Origin of the sequence: Streptomyces sp. NPDC002490 (assembly GCF_040296045.1) — a bacterium.
GTDB lineage: Bacteria > Actinomycetota > Actinomycetes > Streptomycetales > Streptomycetaceae > Streptomyces.
This window is the reverse complement of record NZ_JBEOWM010000008.1, coordinates 30356-44115: the sequence shown is the minus strand read 5'-3', so window position 1 is coordinate 44115 and position 13760 is coordinate 30356. Positions and strand designations below refer to the sequence as shown.

The following is a 13760-nucleotide window of genomic DNA, read 5'->3' as shown; positions in this document are numbered from 1 at the left end:
CTGTTGCTCGTGGCACGCCGTCCCGTCCGCACAGGTCGACAAGGAGTGTTTCCCTTGACCCATCTCACGCTGCTCTTCCATTCCCGTAGCGGAAACACCTACCAACTCGTGGAGAAGGCCGCGAAGACGGCGTTGGAGGCGGGCGCCGAGGTCCGGGTGCGCAAGGTCGCCGAACTGCCCGACCCGATGGTCCTCGACCGCCCGGCCTACGACGCGCTGAACGCGGACACGGCCGACGTCCCGCAGGCCGCGCTGGAGGACCTGGTGTGGGCCGACGCCATCATGGTCGGGACGCCGGTCCACTACGGCCTGCCCGCCCCGCAGATCATGAACTTCATCGACCACACCGGGCCGGTGGCCATCCCGGGCCGGCTGATGAACAAGGCGGTGTCGGCCTTCGCCTCCGGTTCGATGCCGCACGCGGGCCAACAGGCCGCGATCCTCGCCCTGCACAACGCCTTCTGCCACTGGGGCGCGGTGATCGTGCCGAACGGCTCGGCCGCCGCCGTGCTGCACCAGCCGGGGAACGGTGCGCCGTACGGCACCGGCACCATCTCCCGGCACGAGGCGAACAGCGTCACCGAGGACAACCTGGACGCGATCGAGTACCAGACCCTGCGCACGCTCCAGGTGGCCGGCGCGCTGGTCCGGGGCCTGCGCCCCGAACCGAAGATCGCCATGGTGAGCGACGAACGGCTGCGCACCTTCGGCCTGGACGTCTGAGCCGGGGGCGGCGGCGAATCGTTCCGTCGGCGTCAGGACCGTGCCGCGGAATTCCCTTCGCCGCGGTCCACCGCCTTTCGCCGCCGGCCGCTTTCGGCCGACCGCGTGGAACTGACAGATATCCGCTGACCTGACGAACCGGACCGCCGCACCTTGGTCGACCCCGCTTCCCCGCGTCAGGGTTGGGCTGTCGTCGTCCGCTCGTTTCCACGTCACCCGGGCACCTCGATCGCCCGAATCCGGTGGGGCGAAACAGCGTCACCACCGCCCGTGGATCGCCATGCGAAAAAACTGGAGCAGGAATTGACCAGGGAATTGCTATCGGTCCCGATGGAAGAAGCACGACAACAGCCGGCCTGGGAGGACCGGGAACAGGTGCGGCGGGTGCGGGGTCTCCTGGCCGCCCGCCCCGGCCTCGTCCACGCCGCCGACGTGCGCGTCCTGCACGCGCAGTTGGCCCTGGTCAGCGCCGGGGCCGCCGAGGTCGTGCAGGCCGGGGACTGCGCCGAGGACCCGGCGGAGTGCGGCACCGCGGCGGTGGCCCGGAAGGCCGCGGTGCTGGACGTCCTCGCCGGCACCCTCAAGCTGGGGGGACGCCGCCCGGTGGTGCGGGTGGGGCGGATCGCGGGCCAGTTCGCCAAGCCCCGCTCCCGGCCGACGGAGACCCGCAACGGCACGGAACTCGCGGTCTTCCGCGGCCACCTGGTCAACGGCCCGGGCCCGGAGGAACGGGCCCCGGACCCGCTGCGCCTGATGAGCGGGTACCGGGCCGCCGGCGACATCCTGGCCGGGCTCGGCTGGGGGCGCCCCGCCCGCGTGGAACGCCCGGTGTGGACGAGCCACGAGGCCCTGGTGCTGGACTACGAACTCCCGCTGGTCCGCGCCACCGGCGACGGCGAACTGCTGCTCGCCTCCACCCACTGGCCGTGGATCGGGGAGCGCACCCGGCAGCCGGACGGCCCCCACGTGCGGTTGCTGGCCCAGGTGGTCAACCCGGTGGCCGTCAAGATCGGCCCGCGCATCGAGGCCGCCGAACTCCTGCGGCTGTGCGCCGTCCTCGACCCCGACCGCCGCCCGGGCCGGCTGACGCTGATCGTCCGGATGGGCGCCGGGACGGTGTCGCAGAGGCTCCCCGGGCTGGTGGCCGCGGTGCGCTCGGCGGGACACCCGGTGGTGTGGATGACCGACCCCATGCACGGCAACACCGTCGTCACGCCCAGCGGGCGCAAGACCCGTTACGTGCGGACCCTCCAGAGCGAAGTGCGCGCGTTCCGTGCGGTGCTGCTCGCCGCCGGGGCCTTCCCCGGCGGAGTCCACCTGGAGACGACCCCGGACCGGGTCACCGAGTGCGTGCGCGACGAGCGGGAGGTCGACCTGGTCGAGAAGGACTACACGAGCCTGTGCGACCCCCGGCTCACCGTTGCGCAGGCGGTCGAGGTGCTGGGCGTCTGGGGCGAGGGCGACCCGTCCGCACCCCGCCGCGCGACGGAAGGACGACCGCGATGACACCGCGGGGATCGGGCACCGACCCGAGGGGCGGGGAGGTGGCCCTGGTGACCGGGGCCGCCGGCGGCATCGGACTCGCCGTGGTCCGGGCCCTCGCCGGGCGGGGCACCCGGGTCGCCGCCGTGGACCGCGGGGCCGACGTGCTGCACGCACGCGTCGACGGGCTGCGCCGCGCCGGGCTTCCGGTGACGGCCCACCCGGCCGACGTCACGGACCCCGCCTCGGTGGCGACGGTCGTGGCGGCGGTGGAGGAGCGGGTGGGGCCGATCGGGTACCTGGTCAACTCCGCCGGGCTGCTGCGGACGGGGCCGGTGCGCGAGACGAGCGCCCGCGACTGGGCGGACATGTTCGCGGTGAACGCGGGCGGGGTGTTCCACGTGTCCCGGGCCGTGGTGGACCGGATGGTGGAGCGCCGCCGGGGCGCGCTGGTCACCATCGCCTCGAACGCGGCGACGACCCCGCGGGCGGAGATGGCCGGCTACGCCGCGTCCAAGGCGGCGGCGGCCATGTTCACCAAGTCGCTCGGCCTGGAGGTCGCCCGGTACGGCATCCGGTGCAACGTGGTGGCACCGGGATCGACCGAGACCCCGATGCTCTGGTCGATGTGGCGGGACGAGGAGGGGCGCACCCGCACCCTGCGCGGCGACCCCGACGCCTTCCGGGTGGGGGTCCCGCTCGGCAAGACGGCACAGCCCGAGGACGTCGCGGACGCGGTGCTGTTCCTGCTCTCCGAACGGGCCGGGCACATCACCCTGCACCACCTGACCGTGGACGGCGGCGCCGCCCTGGGCGCCTGAGCCCGACCTGAGAGGACCAACCATGCCCGGGATTCCCCGGATCGCCGGCTACCCGATGCCCGGCGAAGCCGACCTGCCCCCCAACACCGCCCGGTGGACGGTGCGTCCGGACCGTGCGGCGCTCCTCGTGCACGACATGCAGGAGTACTTCCTGCGGCCCTTCGCCCCCGCCCAGCGCCGGGAGCTGGTGGAGAACGTCGCCCTGCTCCGGGACGGCTGCGCACGCCTCGGCATGCCCGTCGCGTTCACCGCCCAGCCCGGCAGCATGACCCCGCAGCAGCGGGGTCTGCTGAACGACTTCTGGGGGCCGGGCATGCGGCTGGACCCGGACGACCGGGCGGTGACCGCCGCCCTCGCCCCGCGCGGCGGGGAGCAGGTGTTCACCAAGTGGCGCTACAGCGCGTTCCACCGGTCGGGGCTGCTCCCCTGGCTGCGCCACCGGGGCCGGGACCAGCTTGTCGTCTGCGGGGTGTACGCCCACGTCGGCGTGCTGGCCACCGCGCTGGAGGCGTTCACGCACGACCTGGAGACCTTCCTCGTGGCGGACGCGGTGGCGGACTTCTGCGCCGAGGACCACCGGCTCGCACTCGACTACGCGGCCCGCCGGTGCGCCGTGGTCACCACCGTCCACGGGCTGCCGACCGCTTCGGGCCCCCTGCTCGACCGGACGGCGGCACCGACCGGGGAAGCAGTCGCCTGATGCCGCGGCAAGCAGCAGGGGACGCCCCGCAGTCGCCCCCCGCGCACCCCGCGGACGGAGACCTCCTCGCCCGCGTCCTGTCCCCGGACCCGCCCCCCTTCGCCCTGCTGCACCGCCCGGCGCACACCGGCGCCGGCGACCGGGTGGAGGTCCTCAGCGGCCCCGTGCAGCACCTGGCGCGGATCGCCGACCTCCCGCTGCCCGACGTCCCGCACGGCCCCGCCCGGGCCGACGTGCTCGCGCTGCTGCCCTACCGCCAACTCGCCGAACGCGGTTTCCCCGCGCCGGACGACGGCTGCCCGTTGGTGGCGATGACGGTGGCCGAGCAGACGACGGTCGGCCACGCTGAGTTGCTGGCCCGGGTGCCCGACGTCTCGATCCGGCTGACGGGCGAACACTTCGACATCCCCGACGAGGCGTACGCCGAACTGGTGCGCACCGTCCTGGTCGACGAGATCGGCACCGGCGCCGGGGCCAACTTCGTCCTCAAGCGCGATTTCGTCGCGGACATCACCGACTACACCCCGGCCGCCGCGACCGCCTTCTTCCGGCGTCTGCTGGTCCAGGAGTCCGGCGCCTACTGGACGTTCCTGGTCCACACCGGCGAGCGCACCCTGGTCGGCGCCACGCCGGAGCGCCACCTGAGCCTGCTCGGGGGCACCGCGGTGATGAACCCGATCAGCGGGACGTACCGGTACCCGGCGTCGGGGCCCACCCTCACCGGCGTGATGGACTTCCTCGCCGACCCCAAGGAGACCAACGAGCTCTTCATGGTCGTGGACGAGGAACTCAAGATGATGTCCCGGATCTGCGAGGACGGGGTGCGCGTGATCGGCCCGTTCCTCAAGGAGATGGCACGGCTCGCGCACACCGAGTACGTCATCGAGGGGCGCACCGAACGCGATGTGCGGGAGATCCTGCACGCCACCCTGTTCGCCCCCACCGTCACGGGCAGCCCGCTGGAGAGCGCCAGTCGGGTGATCAGCCGCTACGAACCCCGTGGCCGCGGCTACTACAGCGGGGTGGCCGCCCTCGTCGGCCGGGACGGCGAGGGCCGGCGCACGCTGGACTCCTCGATCCTCATCCGCACCGCCGACATCGCCCCGACCGGCCGGATGACGCTCGCGGTGGGCGCCACCCTGGTGCGCGACTCCGACCCCGCGGCCGAGGTCGCGGAGACGCGGGCGAAGGCGACGGGACTGCTCGCCGCCCTCCGGTCGGGACCCCGCGGCTCGCTGGCCGGTCACCCCTCGGTGCGCACGGCCTTGCGGGCCCGCAACGAGGACCTCGCACGCTTCTGGCTGGACGGCCCCGCACCGGCCCCGCCCGCCGCACCGGCGCTGGACGGCCGGCGGGTGCTCATCGTGGACGCCGAGGACACCTTCACCTCGATGATCGCGCACCAACTCCGCTCGCTGGGCGCACGGGTGAGCGTGCGCCGCTTCGACGAGCCGTACGCCTTCGAGCACCACGACCTCGTGGTGATGGGGCCGGGACCCGGCGACCCGCTGTTGCGGGACGAGCCCAGGATCGACGGGCTGCACCGCGGGATCGAGCGGCTGCTCGGGGAGCAGCAGCCGTTCCTCGCGGTCTGTCTGAGCCACCAGGTCCTCAGCCACCGGCTCGGCCTGGACGTGCGTCCCCGCGGCGTCCCGCACCAGGGCGTGCAGAAGTCGGTGGACCTCTTCGGCCGGCGGGAGCGGGTCGGCTTCTACAACAGCTTCGCGGCCTACGCCCCCGAGGACTGGTGGAAGGCCCCCGGCATCGGTCCGGTCGAGATGGGCCGGGACCCGGACACCGGCGAGGTGCACGCCCTGCGGGGAGCGCACTTCGCCGGAGTGCAGTTCCATCCCGAGTCGGTGCTCACCCGCGGCGGCGTACGGATCCTCGGCACCCTGTTGGCCGACGTCCTCACCGGCGTGCCGCGACCCGCCCGGGCCTGACCGGACGGGCCGCGGCACGCCGTCGGTCGTCAGCACCACCCGGCCCCGCCGGCACCGCCCACGGAGCGGGGGCGTGGGGGGCGTCCCTGCCGCCCCGTCGGAATTCCTCCCGTCCGCCCCGCCCCGGGTCAGGTCCAGATGTTCCGGGCTCTGCTCCGGTCATCTCGCCAACCGGAGATGACCGGTGATGACCGAAGCTGACTGATGAGGTCAGCGGCCGTAGACGCCGCCCCCTGCGGGGGGACGCGCCTACGGCCGTTCCGTGGTGCTCGGCCGGCCCCGCCCTCCCCCGGAGCGGCCCTGGGAGCGCCGGACGCACCGCACCGCCCCCGCCGCCCCGTCCGCCCACGTCCGCGCCGTGCCGGTACGGGAACCGGCGCCGCGGAAAGGGCGCCCCACCTCGTCGTTCTCCGAGCTCATTACCGGTTCCGCAAAAAATGCTGCGCAGATGACAGGTCTGACCTTGCTCATGACCAGCTGACCGGCGACCCCACTTGCGCCGCATATGGCCCGTGCGTTTGACTTCAAGAAGTCATACATCTACCCGACCGAAATCGAAGCCACCCGCGCATTTCCCGCGACGGGCACCGATCCCGCACCCCGCACTTCGACCACTCCGTGCGGGATCGGAACACTGGGGGATTCATGCAGGAGCACGGCACGCGACGGGAACGGACCGAGCGGAAACGTTTCACCCGAGAGCTCGTGGCGACCTTCCCGGGCGAGGCCCGGAGTCCCTCCTGTCCCCGGCCGTCGAGGGACGCCGCCCCCCTTCCGGCCCGCGCCCCGGCCACCCGGCGAGGATCACCCCCCACCCCCTAGGAATCCCCTGCCGGGGTGACCCGACCACCACCCCCACCCGCCGGTCCGGCAGGTTCCCGCGCCCGCGGTCGGGGGGACGGCCCGCTCCCCGACCGCCGTCCCCCGACCGGGGGCGCGCCGCCGAGCGACGCCCTCCCGTCCGTACGGGCCCGCTGCGCGCCACTACGCCCTGCGGCGCCGCCTCGGGCGCCCACCCGTTCCCCGCCCGGAATCCCCCTGCGGGGAAGTCGCCCGATTCCCCTTTCCGAGTGCCGCAATTCCCACCCCCGCACGCCCCCGGAATCCCCAGCCCTTCACCCAAGCCCTTCACCAACGGGCCGCGTCCGCACGGCCCGCCGCGGAAACCCGCGGCCGACCGCCCCCGGAATTCAGTGCACCGCATGACAGGAGGAGTGGTATGCATCTGACGAAGGAAGAGTCCACGCAACTCCGCGCGCAGCACGGCACCGTGCACCGGTCCGTTCCCGACCCGGCGCGTCAGGTCGCCATCGACCGGGCCCTGGCGGAGTTGTCACCGGTGGTGTTCAGCGCACTCCCCCGAGCGGACCAACGGCGCAAGTGCCTGATGTACCTGCGCGGGCTCCTGGGCGCCTCCGGCCGGAAGTCGGTGCGGAACATCGCCGCCTACCTCGGCGACGAGGTCAACGACCAGGGGCTGCACCACTTCATCAACGACTCCACCTGGGAGTGGAACCCGATGCGGGAGGCGCTGGGCCGTCACCTGGTCCGCCGGCAGCCGCCCCTGGCCTGTGTCCTGCACCCCATGGTCATCCCCAAGTCGGGGACCCACTCCGTCGGCGTGACCCGCACGTTCTCCTGGGAGCACGGCCAGGCCGTCACCGCACAGCAGGCGATCGGGGTCTGGGGGGTGTCCCCGCACTTTGCGAGTCCGCTGAACTGGTGGCTGCACCTGCCCTCGCGACTGCACCGCACCGGTCGCCCGGACGCCCTGCCGTCCTCCGTCCGCGCGGCCGCACCGGACCCGGCCCCGGAGGACTCGATGGTGAGCGCCTACCGGGAGACCGCCGCCCGGATGCGCCTCCCGCAACGGCCGGTGATCCTGAACGCGGAACGACTCGACGGCATCAAGATGGTGAGCCGACTCACCGCGGCGGGCCTGCCCCACCTCACCCGGATCGCGAGTGACACCTGGCTGCTGCCCGACGATCCGGCGCTGCCCGGTTGGGGCGAGAACCCGCTCCAGGCGGCGCAGATCGCCCAGTTCGCCAAGAGCCACCGCAGGCAGGTGCCGCGGAGCGCCCCCTCCGACCCGGGCGCCGTCGAACTCGTCGCCGCCGTACGGGTCCGCCTTCCGGTCGCGTTCGACACCGCCGAACGGGCCCGCGACAGTCGGGACCTGCTCTTACTCGGGGTGGGGCGCGGCGGCATCCGGTGGCCGGACGAACTCTGGCTCTCCGATATGACGACGGCTGACCACGCCGCCCTGGTGCACCTCATCGGGCTCAGCCGTCAGGTGGAGCGGCACGGCGTCGCGCGCGCCGATCGCGTGGGCATCCGGGACTTCGTCGGCCGTTCGTTCGCGGGGTGGCACCGCCACGTCACCCTGGCCTCGGTGGCCTACCTGGCCGCCGAACGGGCCGAACGCGGCCTCGACGCCCCCCGACCCGCCCGCGCCCGCACCCTCCCCCGCACCCCCGCGCAGCGCTCGGTCTCCCCGGGCTGACCCACCGGGCGACGAGCGCCGGCACCTCCCCCTTCGGGTGCCCGCCCTCCGACGGGGCGGGCGTCCCGGGGCGCGCACCGGCCCGAGGGGAGCAGACGCCGAAGGGGCCGGACTCCCACGGAGCCCGACCCCTTCCGTCAAGCGCGGAGAAAACGTGCCCGCAGAGAGTGACGGGTGCACAGTCGAAGACGCAATCGTCGCCCTTGCCTGCGCCCACAACAATCCGTACTACACAGTCCTGGCGAAGAGCGCGGTTGGCCGGCTGTCCGAAAACACCGAACGAGCACCGTATACAAACCTGTTCAACAACGGGACCAGCGCGCATCGAGTGTGGCGTTGCGTTCAAGTGATGCGTGCGGTCGAGGCAGACTTGACCGATCGCCGGAGGAATCTCGTCGACAGGGAGTTCGCGGTGGCCGCGCACGGGAACCGGCTCGTGCTGCAGCTGGTCTTCAACCAAACTGAGACTGGACAAGGTCGACGATGCGAACTACGACTGGGACAAGGAGACCAAGCGGGTGCACAAGGTGACCGGCATCGCTCTCGAGCACCTGACCGAGGCCATCGAGAGCACCTACTCGAACAACTATCTCGCGCCGCTCTTCAAGAACACCACAAAGTGCCGCGACCTGGTCACCCAGGTCGAGGCAAAGTTTGGTTCCGGCTGACCGGCGACACCCGGCAGATTGACTCTCCGCCGGGTGCCCCAGCACACTCAAGATTCCACGCCCGACCGCAGCAAGCCATGGGCGACATGATTCCCTGGCTGTGGCCCTGGCAGCGCCTCCTGTCGCCAGCCTGCATTGCACGGGCCGCGTCCCACAAGAAAACGTCCCGGACGTCAGTAGTGATAACGAGCCGCGAGAATGACGACTTCCTTGTCCGTGACCAGGTAAACGAGGCGGTGCTCATCGTCGATCCGCCGCGACCATGCCCCGGGCAAGTGGTACTTCAGCGGCTCGGGCTTGCCGATCCCCGTGAAGGGGTCACGCTTGACGTCCTCGATGAGCTTGTTGATCCGAGCGAGCATCTTCCGGTCGTTCTTGAGCCAGGACGTGTAGTCCTCCCAGCCCTGATCCTCGAAGACGAGCCTCACGCGGCACCCTCACGTGCCGCATCCGGCGAGTCGGGGTCGATCAGACCCCGCTCGGACACGTTGATGTTGGCCAGGGCGTTCTCGTACGCCTTGAGCAATCGGCGAGCGTTCGCCGGAGAGCGCAGGAGGTACGAGCCTTCACGTAGCGCCGCATAGTCCTCGGCCGAGACGAGCACCGCGTTGCCGTGCTTGGAGACGATCTCGATGGCCTCGTGATTGTCGTTGACCTTCTTGATCAGCGGAAAGAGTGCCTTGCGGGCTTCACTCGCAGTTATGGACATGACCTGCCCCTTCCCGATTACGGTACCGAATAACGTACCACTTTCACCACTCCCAGACAGGGCAGATACCTGACGAAAGATCAGGAATCCCAGCACGATCCCAGCACGGGAGGCGACGAGGGGCCGACTGCCCGGGAAGCCGACCCCTTGCCACCTGCAAGCTTGACGAAGTTCCTAGCTTGCAGTAACACGACGCTCAGACGTTGAACCGGAACTCCACCACGTCCCCGTCCTGCATCACGTACTCCTTGCCCTCCATGCGGGCCTTGCCCTTCGCGCGGGCCTCGGCGACCGAGCCGGTCTCGACCAGGTCCTCGAAGGAGATGACCTCGGCCTTGATGAAGCCCTTCTGGAAGTCCGTGTGGATCACTCCGGCGGCCTCGGGAGCGGTCGCGCCCTTCTTGATGGTCCAGGCGCGGGCCTCCTTGGGGCCGGCCGTCAGATAGGTCTGGAGGCCCAGGGTGGCGAAGCCGACCCGGGCGAGGGTGGCCAGGCCGGGCTCCTCCTGGCCGACGGACTGGAGGAGTTCGAGGGCCTCCTCCTCGTCCAGCTCCGCGAGGTCCGCCTCCAGCTTGGCGTTCAGGAAGATCGCCTCGGCGGGGGCGACCAGGGCGCGCTGCTCGTCCTTGAAGGCCTCGTCGGTCAGCTCGTCCTCGTCCACGTTGAAGACGTACAGGAACGGCTTGGTGGTGAGCAGGTGCAGGTCGTGCAGCGGCTCGGCGGCCTCGGTGCCCTGGCGGATGCCCACGGCGAACAGGGTCTGCCCCGACTCCAGGATCTCCTGGGCGGCCTCGACGGCCTTGACCTTCGGCAGGACGTCCTTCTTGATCCGGGACTCCTTCTGGAGCCGGGGCAGGACCTTCTCGATGGTCTGGAGGTCGGCGAGGATCAGCTCGGTGTTGATCGTCTCGATGTCGTCCTTCGGCGAGACCTTGCCGTCGACGTGCACGACGTTCTCGTCCTTGAACGCCCGGATGACCTGGCAGATCGCGTCGGACTCGCGGATGTTGGCGAGGAACTTGTTGCCCAGGCCCTCGCCCTCGCTGGCGCCGCGGACGATGCCCGCGATGTCGACGAAGTCGACGGTCGCCGGGAGCTGGCGCTGCGAGGAGAAGACCTCGGCCAGCTTGCCGAGCCGGGGGTCGGGGACGCCGACCACGCCGACGTTCGGCTCGATCGTGGCGAACGGGTAGTTGGCCGCCAGCACGTCGTTCTTGGTCAGGGCGTTGAACAGGGTCGACTTGCCGACGTTGGGCAGACCGACGATTCCGATCGTGAGCGACACGTTGCGACTTCCCGTACGAGAGGCGTGGGTGGAGGGCCTGGTCTCCCGGTCCCCGGCGGGGTCCCGGTGCGCGGGCCGATCCCACAGTCTACGGGGTGTCGCGCCCGGCCGACGGGGTGGCGGGCGCCGACTCAGACCGTGCGGCGCCGGGGGCCGGGGGCGCGCTGCGGGGCGGGCCGGCCGCCCCGGCCGGCCGGGGTGCGGCGGGCGCTCGGCGCAGCGGCGGAGCGCGGCGGTGCCGGGGCCCTGCCGGCGGGCGGGGCGGCGGAGCGTTCGGCCCGCGCGGCGCGGACCGCCGCGGCCCGGCGGGCCAGCTGCCGGGCCTTGCGCACGGTCACGACCAGCCCCGCGAGCAGGGTGCCCCCGTACAGCCAGTCCGCGTGCAGGGCGAGGACGGTGAAGACCCCCATGGCCCGGGCCGCGGGGCCGGAGCCCTCGGCGAGGGGAACGGCGCCCACGGCGAACGCGATGGGGACGCAGACCGGCGCGGTGATCAGTTCGGCCGGGCGCACCCACACCGCGGTGAGCGCGCTGAGCAGGAGGAACAGCACCCCGTACACGGTCGTGGAGCCGTCGAACAGGACCTGGGCGAGGCCGCCCAGCAGGGCCATCGAGACGAGGCAGAACAGGCCGCCGCCGAGTCCGGTCAGCCGCGGGTTGGGCAGGGCGCGCACCCGGCGGAGCAGGGGCGCGGGGCGACGGGGCGGCCCGCCGCCGGTCCGCCCGCGGGCGGTGGCCCCGCGGCCGTGCGGACCCGCCTGGGGCGGGAGCGGCGCGGGGCGTCGCGAGCGGTTCTGCGGGGGACGCGTCCTGGGTTGTTCCACTGGTCCAACTTAGGTCGGGTTATGTGCTGAGAGGCCAGCGGGACACGCCCTTGAGTCGACCTTGAGGGTGTGTTCGAGGGTGCGCGGCGTCGCGTCCGACGCGGTGCCGGCCCGGCGGGTGCGCCCGCCGGGCCGGGGCGGAATCAGCCGGTGCGCCGTTCGGCTTCCACCTCGGCGGCCCGCATGGCCGCGCCGACGATGCCCGCGTTGTTCTCCAGGTGCGCGGGGACGACCTCCGCGCGGATGCCCTCGATCAGCGGCAGGAACTTGTGGGCCTTCCGGCTGACCCCGCCGCCGATGATGAACAGCTCCGGCGAGAACAGCAGCTCCAGGTGGGACAGGTACCGCTGGACCCGGCGGGCCCAGTGCTCCCAGCTCAGGTCGTGGTCGTCCTTGGCCTTGGTGGAGGTGTGCTTCTCGGCGATCTGGCCGCGCAGTTCCAGGTGGCCCAGCTCGGAGTTGGGGATGAGGACCCCGTCGTGGAACAGGGCGCTGCCGATGCCGGTGCCGAAGGTGAGCAGCAGCACGGTGCCGCCCCGTCCCCGGCCGGCGCCGAAGCGCATCTCGGCGACCCCGGCGGCGTCCGCGTCGTTCAGCACGGTCACCGGCAGGCCGAGCCGCTCGGAGAGCAGGGCCCGCGCGTCGACGCCGATCCAGCCCTTGTCGACGTTGGCGGCCGTGCGGACGGTGGCTCCGTCGGTGATCACCCCGGGGTAGGTGATGCCGACGGGGCCCTTCCAGTCGAACTGCTGCACCACCTCGCGTACGCCGTCCGCCACCGCGTCCGGGGTCGCGGGCTGCGGGGTCAGGACCTTGTGCCGCTCGGTCGCGAGGTCGCCACGGTCCAGGTCCACGGGCGCGCCCTTGATGCCCGAGCCGCCGATGTCCACACCGAAGATCTCCATGCGGCCTACGGTACGGCCCGCGGGCGCGGGCCACTCACCGAATGACTGCTCCCGGCCACCGACTCGTCCGTCACACGGTGGGTCGCGGGGCCTCCGCACCCTCGTTGACCAGGGAAGCGGCCTCCGCACGCAGGTCCCGGCGGAGTTCCTTCGGCAGGGAGAAGGTGATCGATTCGTCAGCGGTCTTGACCAGTTCCACGTCCTCGAAGCCGCGCACCGCGAGCCAGGCGAGCACTTCCTCGACCAGGACCTCGGGCACCGAGGCGCCGGAGGTGAGGCCGACCGTGGTGACGCCGTCCAGCCACGCCTCCTCGATCTCGCTGGCGAAGTCGACCAGGTACGAGGCGCGGGCGCCGGCTTGGAGGGCCACCTCGACGAGCCGCTTGGAGTTGGAGGAGTTGCGCGAGCCGACCACGATGACCAGGTCGGATTCGGCGCCCATCTGCTTGACGGCGACCTGACGGTTCTGGGTGGCGTAGCAGATGTCGTCGCTGGGCGGCGAGATGAGCTGCGGGAACTTGTCCTTCAGGGCGTCGACGGTCTCCATGGTCTCGTCGACCGAGAGGGTGGTCTGGGAGAGCCAGACCACCTTGGAGGGGTCGCGCACCTCGACCTTGGCGACGTCCTCGGGGCCGTCGACCAGGGTGATGTGGTCGGGTGCCTCGCCGGAGGTGCCGATGACCTCCTCGTGGCCCTCGTGTCCGATGAGGAGGATGTCGTAGTCCTCCTGGGCGAACCGGATCGCCTCCTTGTGGACCTTGGTCACCAGGGGGCAGGTGGCGTCGATGGTGGCGAGTCGGCCCTGGGCGGCCTCGTCGTGCACCACGGGGGCGACGCCGTGCGCCGAGAACATGACGATCGAGCCCGGAGGTACCTCGGCCGTCTTCTCGACGAAGATGGCGCCCTTCCGCTCCAGGGTCTGGACGACGTACTTGTTGTGGACGATTTCGTGCCGGACGTAGATCGGGGCCCCGTACTGCTCCAGGGCCTTCTCGACGGCGATCACGGCCCGGTCCACACCGGCGCAGTACCCACGGGGGGCGGCGAGCAGGACCCGGCGGGCTGGCGAAGCAGTCATGTGGACCATCGTACGGCCCGTCCGACAGGTCGCGGAGCGCCCGCTTCGGGAGACTGGGCGTGCCGGAGCACGGCCCCGCCTGCGCGGGGGTCGACCGCTGCGGACGTTCGGTGCGA

Annotated in this window: 13 protein-coding genes; 7 read left to right on the top strand and 6 right to left on the bottom strand. The window is 71.9% G+C overall.

Annotation, left to right across the window (positions count from 1 at the left end; translation table 11 throughout):
• The first annotated feature begins 54 nt into the window (after positions 1-54).
• The 7 genes from ABT092_RS07250 to ABT092_RS07220 all read left to right on the top strand — a co-directional run bounded on the left by ABT092_RS07250 (position 55) and on the right by ABT092_RS07220 (position 8843).
• Positions 55-723 (top strand): flavodoxin family protein, encoded by a 669-nt coding sequence (locus ABT092_RS07250; RefSeq protein WP_351240745.1) that lies wholly within the window; start codon positions 55-57, stop codon positions 721-723.
• 330 nt (positions 724-1053) lie between these two features.
• Entirely contained in the window at positions 1054-2229 is a 1176-nt protein-coding gene (locus ABT092_RS07245; protein ID WP_351240743.1) for a 3-deoxy-7-phosphoheptulonate synthase, read from the top strand.
• Positions 2226-3026 (top strand): 2,3-dihydro-2,3-dihydroxybenzoate dehydrogenase, encoded by an 801-nt coding sequence (locus ABT092_RS07240; protein ID WP_351240741.1) that lies wholly within the window; start codon positions 2226-2228, stop codon positions 3024-3026. Before ABT092_RS07245 ends, ABT092_RS07240 begins: the two co-directional genes overlap by 4 nt.
• A 22-nt stretch (positions 3027-3048) precedes the next feature.
• Entirely contained in the window at positions 3049-3726 is a 678-nt protein-coding gene (locus tag ABT092_RS07235) for an isochorismatase family protein (protein ID WP_351240739.1), read from the top strand.
• Positions 3726-5669 carry an anthranilate synthase family protein gene (locus tag ABT092_RS07230; RefSeq protein ID WP_351240737.1) on the top strand — a complete coding sequence of 648 codons (1944 nt, stop codon included), beginning with the start codon at positions 3726-3728 and terminating at the stop codon, positions 5667-5669. Before ABT092_RS07235 ends, ABT092_RS07230 begins: the two co-directional genes overlap by 1 nt.
• A 1219-nt stretch (positions 5670-6888) precedes the next feature.
• A complete protein-coding gene (locus tag ABT092_RS07225; protein WP_351240735.1) occupies positions 6889-8175 on the top strand; it encodes an IS701 family transposase in 1287 nt (428 codons plus the stop codon).
• 518 nt (positions 8176-8693) lie between these two features.
• Positions 8694-8843 (top strand): hypothetical protein, encoded by a 150-nt coding sequence (locus tag ABT092_RS07220; RefSeq protein ID WP_351240733.1) that lies wholly within the window; start codon positions 8694-8696, stop codon positions 8841-8843.
• Between the two features lie 173 nt (positions 8844-9016).
• On the opposite strand, the gene ABT092_RS07215 is transcribed toward ABT092_RS07220, so the two are convergent.
• The 6 genes from ABT092_RS07215 to ABT092_RS07190 all read right to left on the bottom strand — a co-directional run bounded on the left by ABT092_RS07215 (position 9017) and on the right by ABT092_RS07190 (position 13653).
• Positions 9017-9271 (bottom strand): Txe/YoeB family addiction module toxin, encoded by a 255-nt coding sequence (locus ABT092_RS07215; RefSeq protein ID WP_192234823.1) that lies wholly within the window; start codon positions 9269-9271, stop codon positions 9017-9019.
• Positions 9268-9552: a type II toxin-antitoxin system Phd/YefM family antitoxin gene (locus ABT092_RS07210; protein WP_351240731.1), complete on the bottom strand. Its 285-nt coding sequence runs from the start codon at positions 9550-9552 to the stop codon at positions 9268-9270. Before ABT092_RS07210 ends, ABT092_RS07215 begins: the two co-directional genes overlap by 4 nt.
• A gap of 196 nt (positions 9553-9748) precedes the next feature.
• Complete coding sequence (ychF, locus tag ABT092_RS07205) at positions 9749-10837, bottom strand: redox-regulated ATPase YchF (protein ID WP_351240729.1); 1089 nt, start codon at positions 10835-10837, stop codon at positions 9749-9751.
• A gap of 131 nt (positions 10838-10968) precedes the next feature.
• Positions 10969-11661, bottom strand: coding sequence for a DUF6542 domain-containing protein (locus tag ABT092_RS07200; protein ID WP_351240727.1), 693 nt, complete (start codon positions 11659-11661; stop codon positions 10969-10971).
• 143 nt (positions 11662-11804) lie between these two features.
• Positions 11805-12566: a polyphosphate--glucose phosphotransferase gene (gene ppgK, locus ABT092_RS07195; RefSeq protein WP_351240725.1), complete on the bottom strand. Its 762-nt coding sequence runs from the start codon at positions 12564-12566 to the stop codon at positions 11805-11807.
• Positions 12567-12636: 70 nt separating this feature from the next.
• Positions 12637-13653 (bottom strand): 4-hydroxy-3-methylbut-2-enyl diphosphate reductase, encoded by a 1017-nt coding sequence (locus ABT092_RS07190; RefSeq protein WP_351240723.1) that lies wholly within the window; start codon positions 13651-13653, stop codon positions 12637-12639.
• Positions 13654-13760: the final 107 nt, after the last annotated feature.

What these genes read in the sequence shown, in the direction of transcription:
- ABT092_RS07245 (WP_351240743.1), top strand. Translation starts at nt 1,054, where the DNA reads ATGGAAGAAGCACGACAACAGCCGGCCTGGGAGGACCGGGAACAGGTG.
- ABT092_RS07240 (WP_351240741.1), top strand. Translation starts at nt 2,226, where the DNA reads ATGACACCGCGGGGATCGGGCACCGACCCGAGGGGCGGGGAGGTGGCC.
- ABT092_RS07235 (WP_351240739.1), top strand. Translation starts at nt 3,049, where the DNA reads ATGCCCGGGATTCCCCGGATCGCCGGCTACCCGATGCCCGGCGAAGCC.
- ABT092_RS07230 (WP_351240737.1), top strand. Translation starts at nt 3,726, where the DNA reads ATGCCGCGGCAAGCAGCAGGGGACGCCCCGCAGTCGCCCCCCGCGCAC.
- ABT092_RS07225 (WP_351240735.1), top strand. Translation starts at nt 6,889, where the DNA reads ATGCATCTGACGAAGGAAGAGTCCACGCAACTCCGCGCGCAGCACGGC.
- ABT092_RS07210 (WP_351240731.1), bottom strand. Translation starts at nt 9,552, where the DNA reads ATGTCCATAACTGCGAGTGAAGCCCGCAAGGCACTCTTTCCGCTGATC.
- ppgK (WP_351240725.1), bottom strand. Translation starts at nt 12,566, where the DNA reads ATGGAGATCTTCGGTGTGGACATCGGCGGCTCGGGCATCAAGGGCGCG.
- ABT092_RS07190 (WP_351240723.1), bottom strand. Translation starts at nt 13,653, where the DNA reads ATGGTCCACATGACTGCTTCGCCAGCCCGCCGGGTCCTGCTCGCCGCC.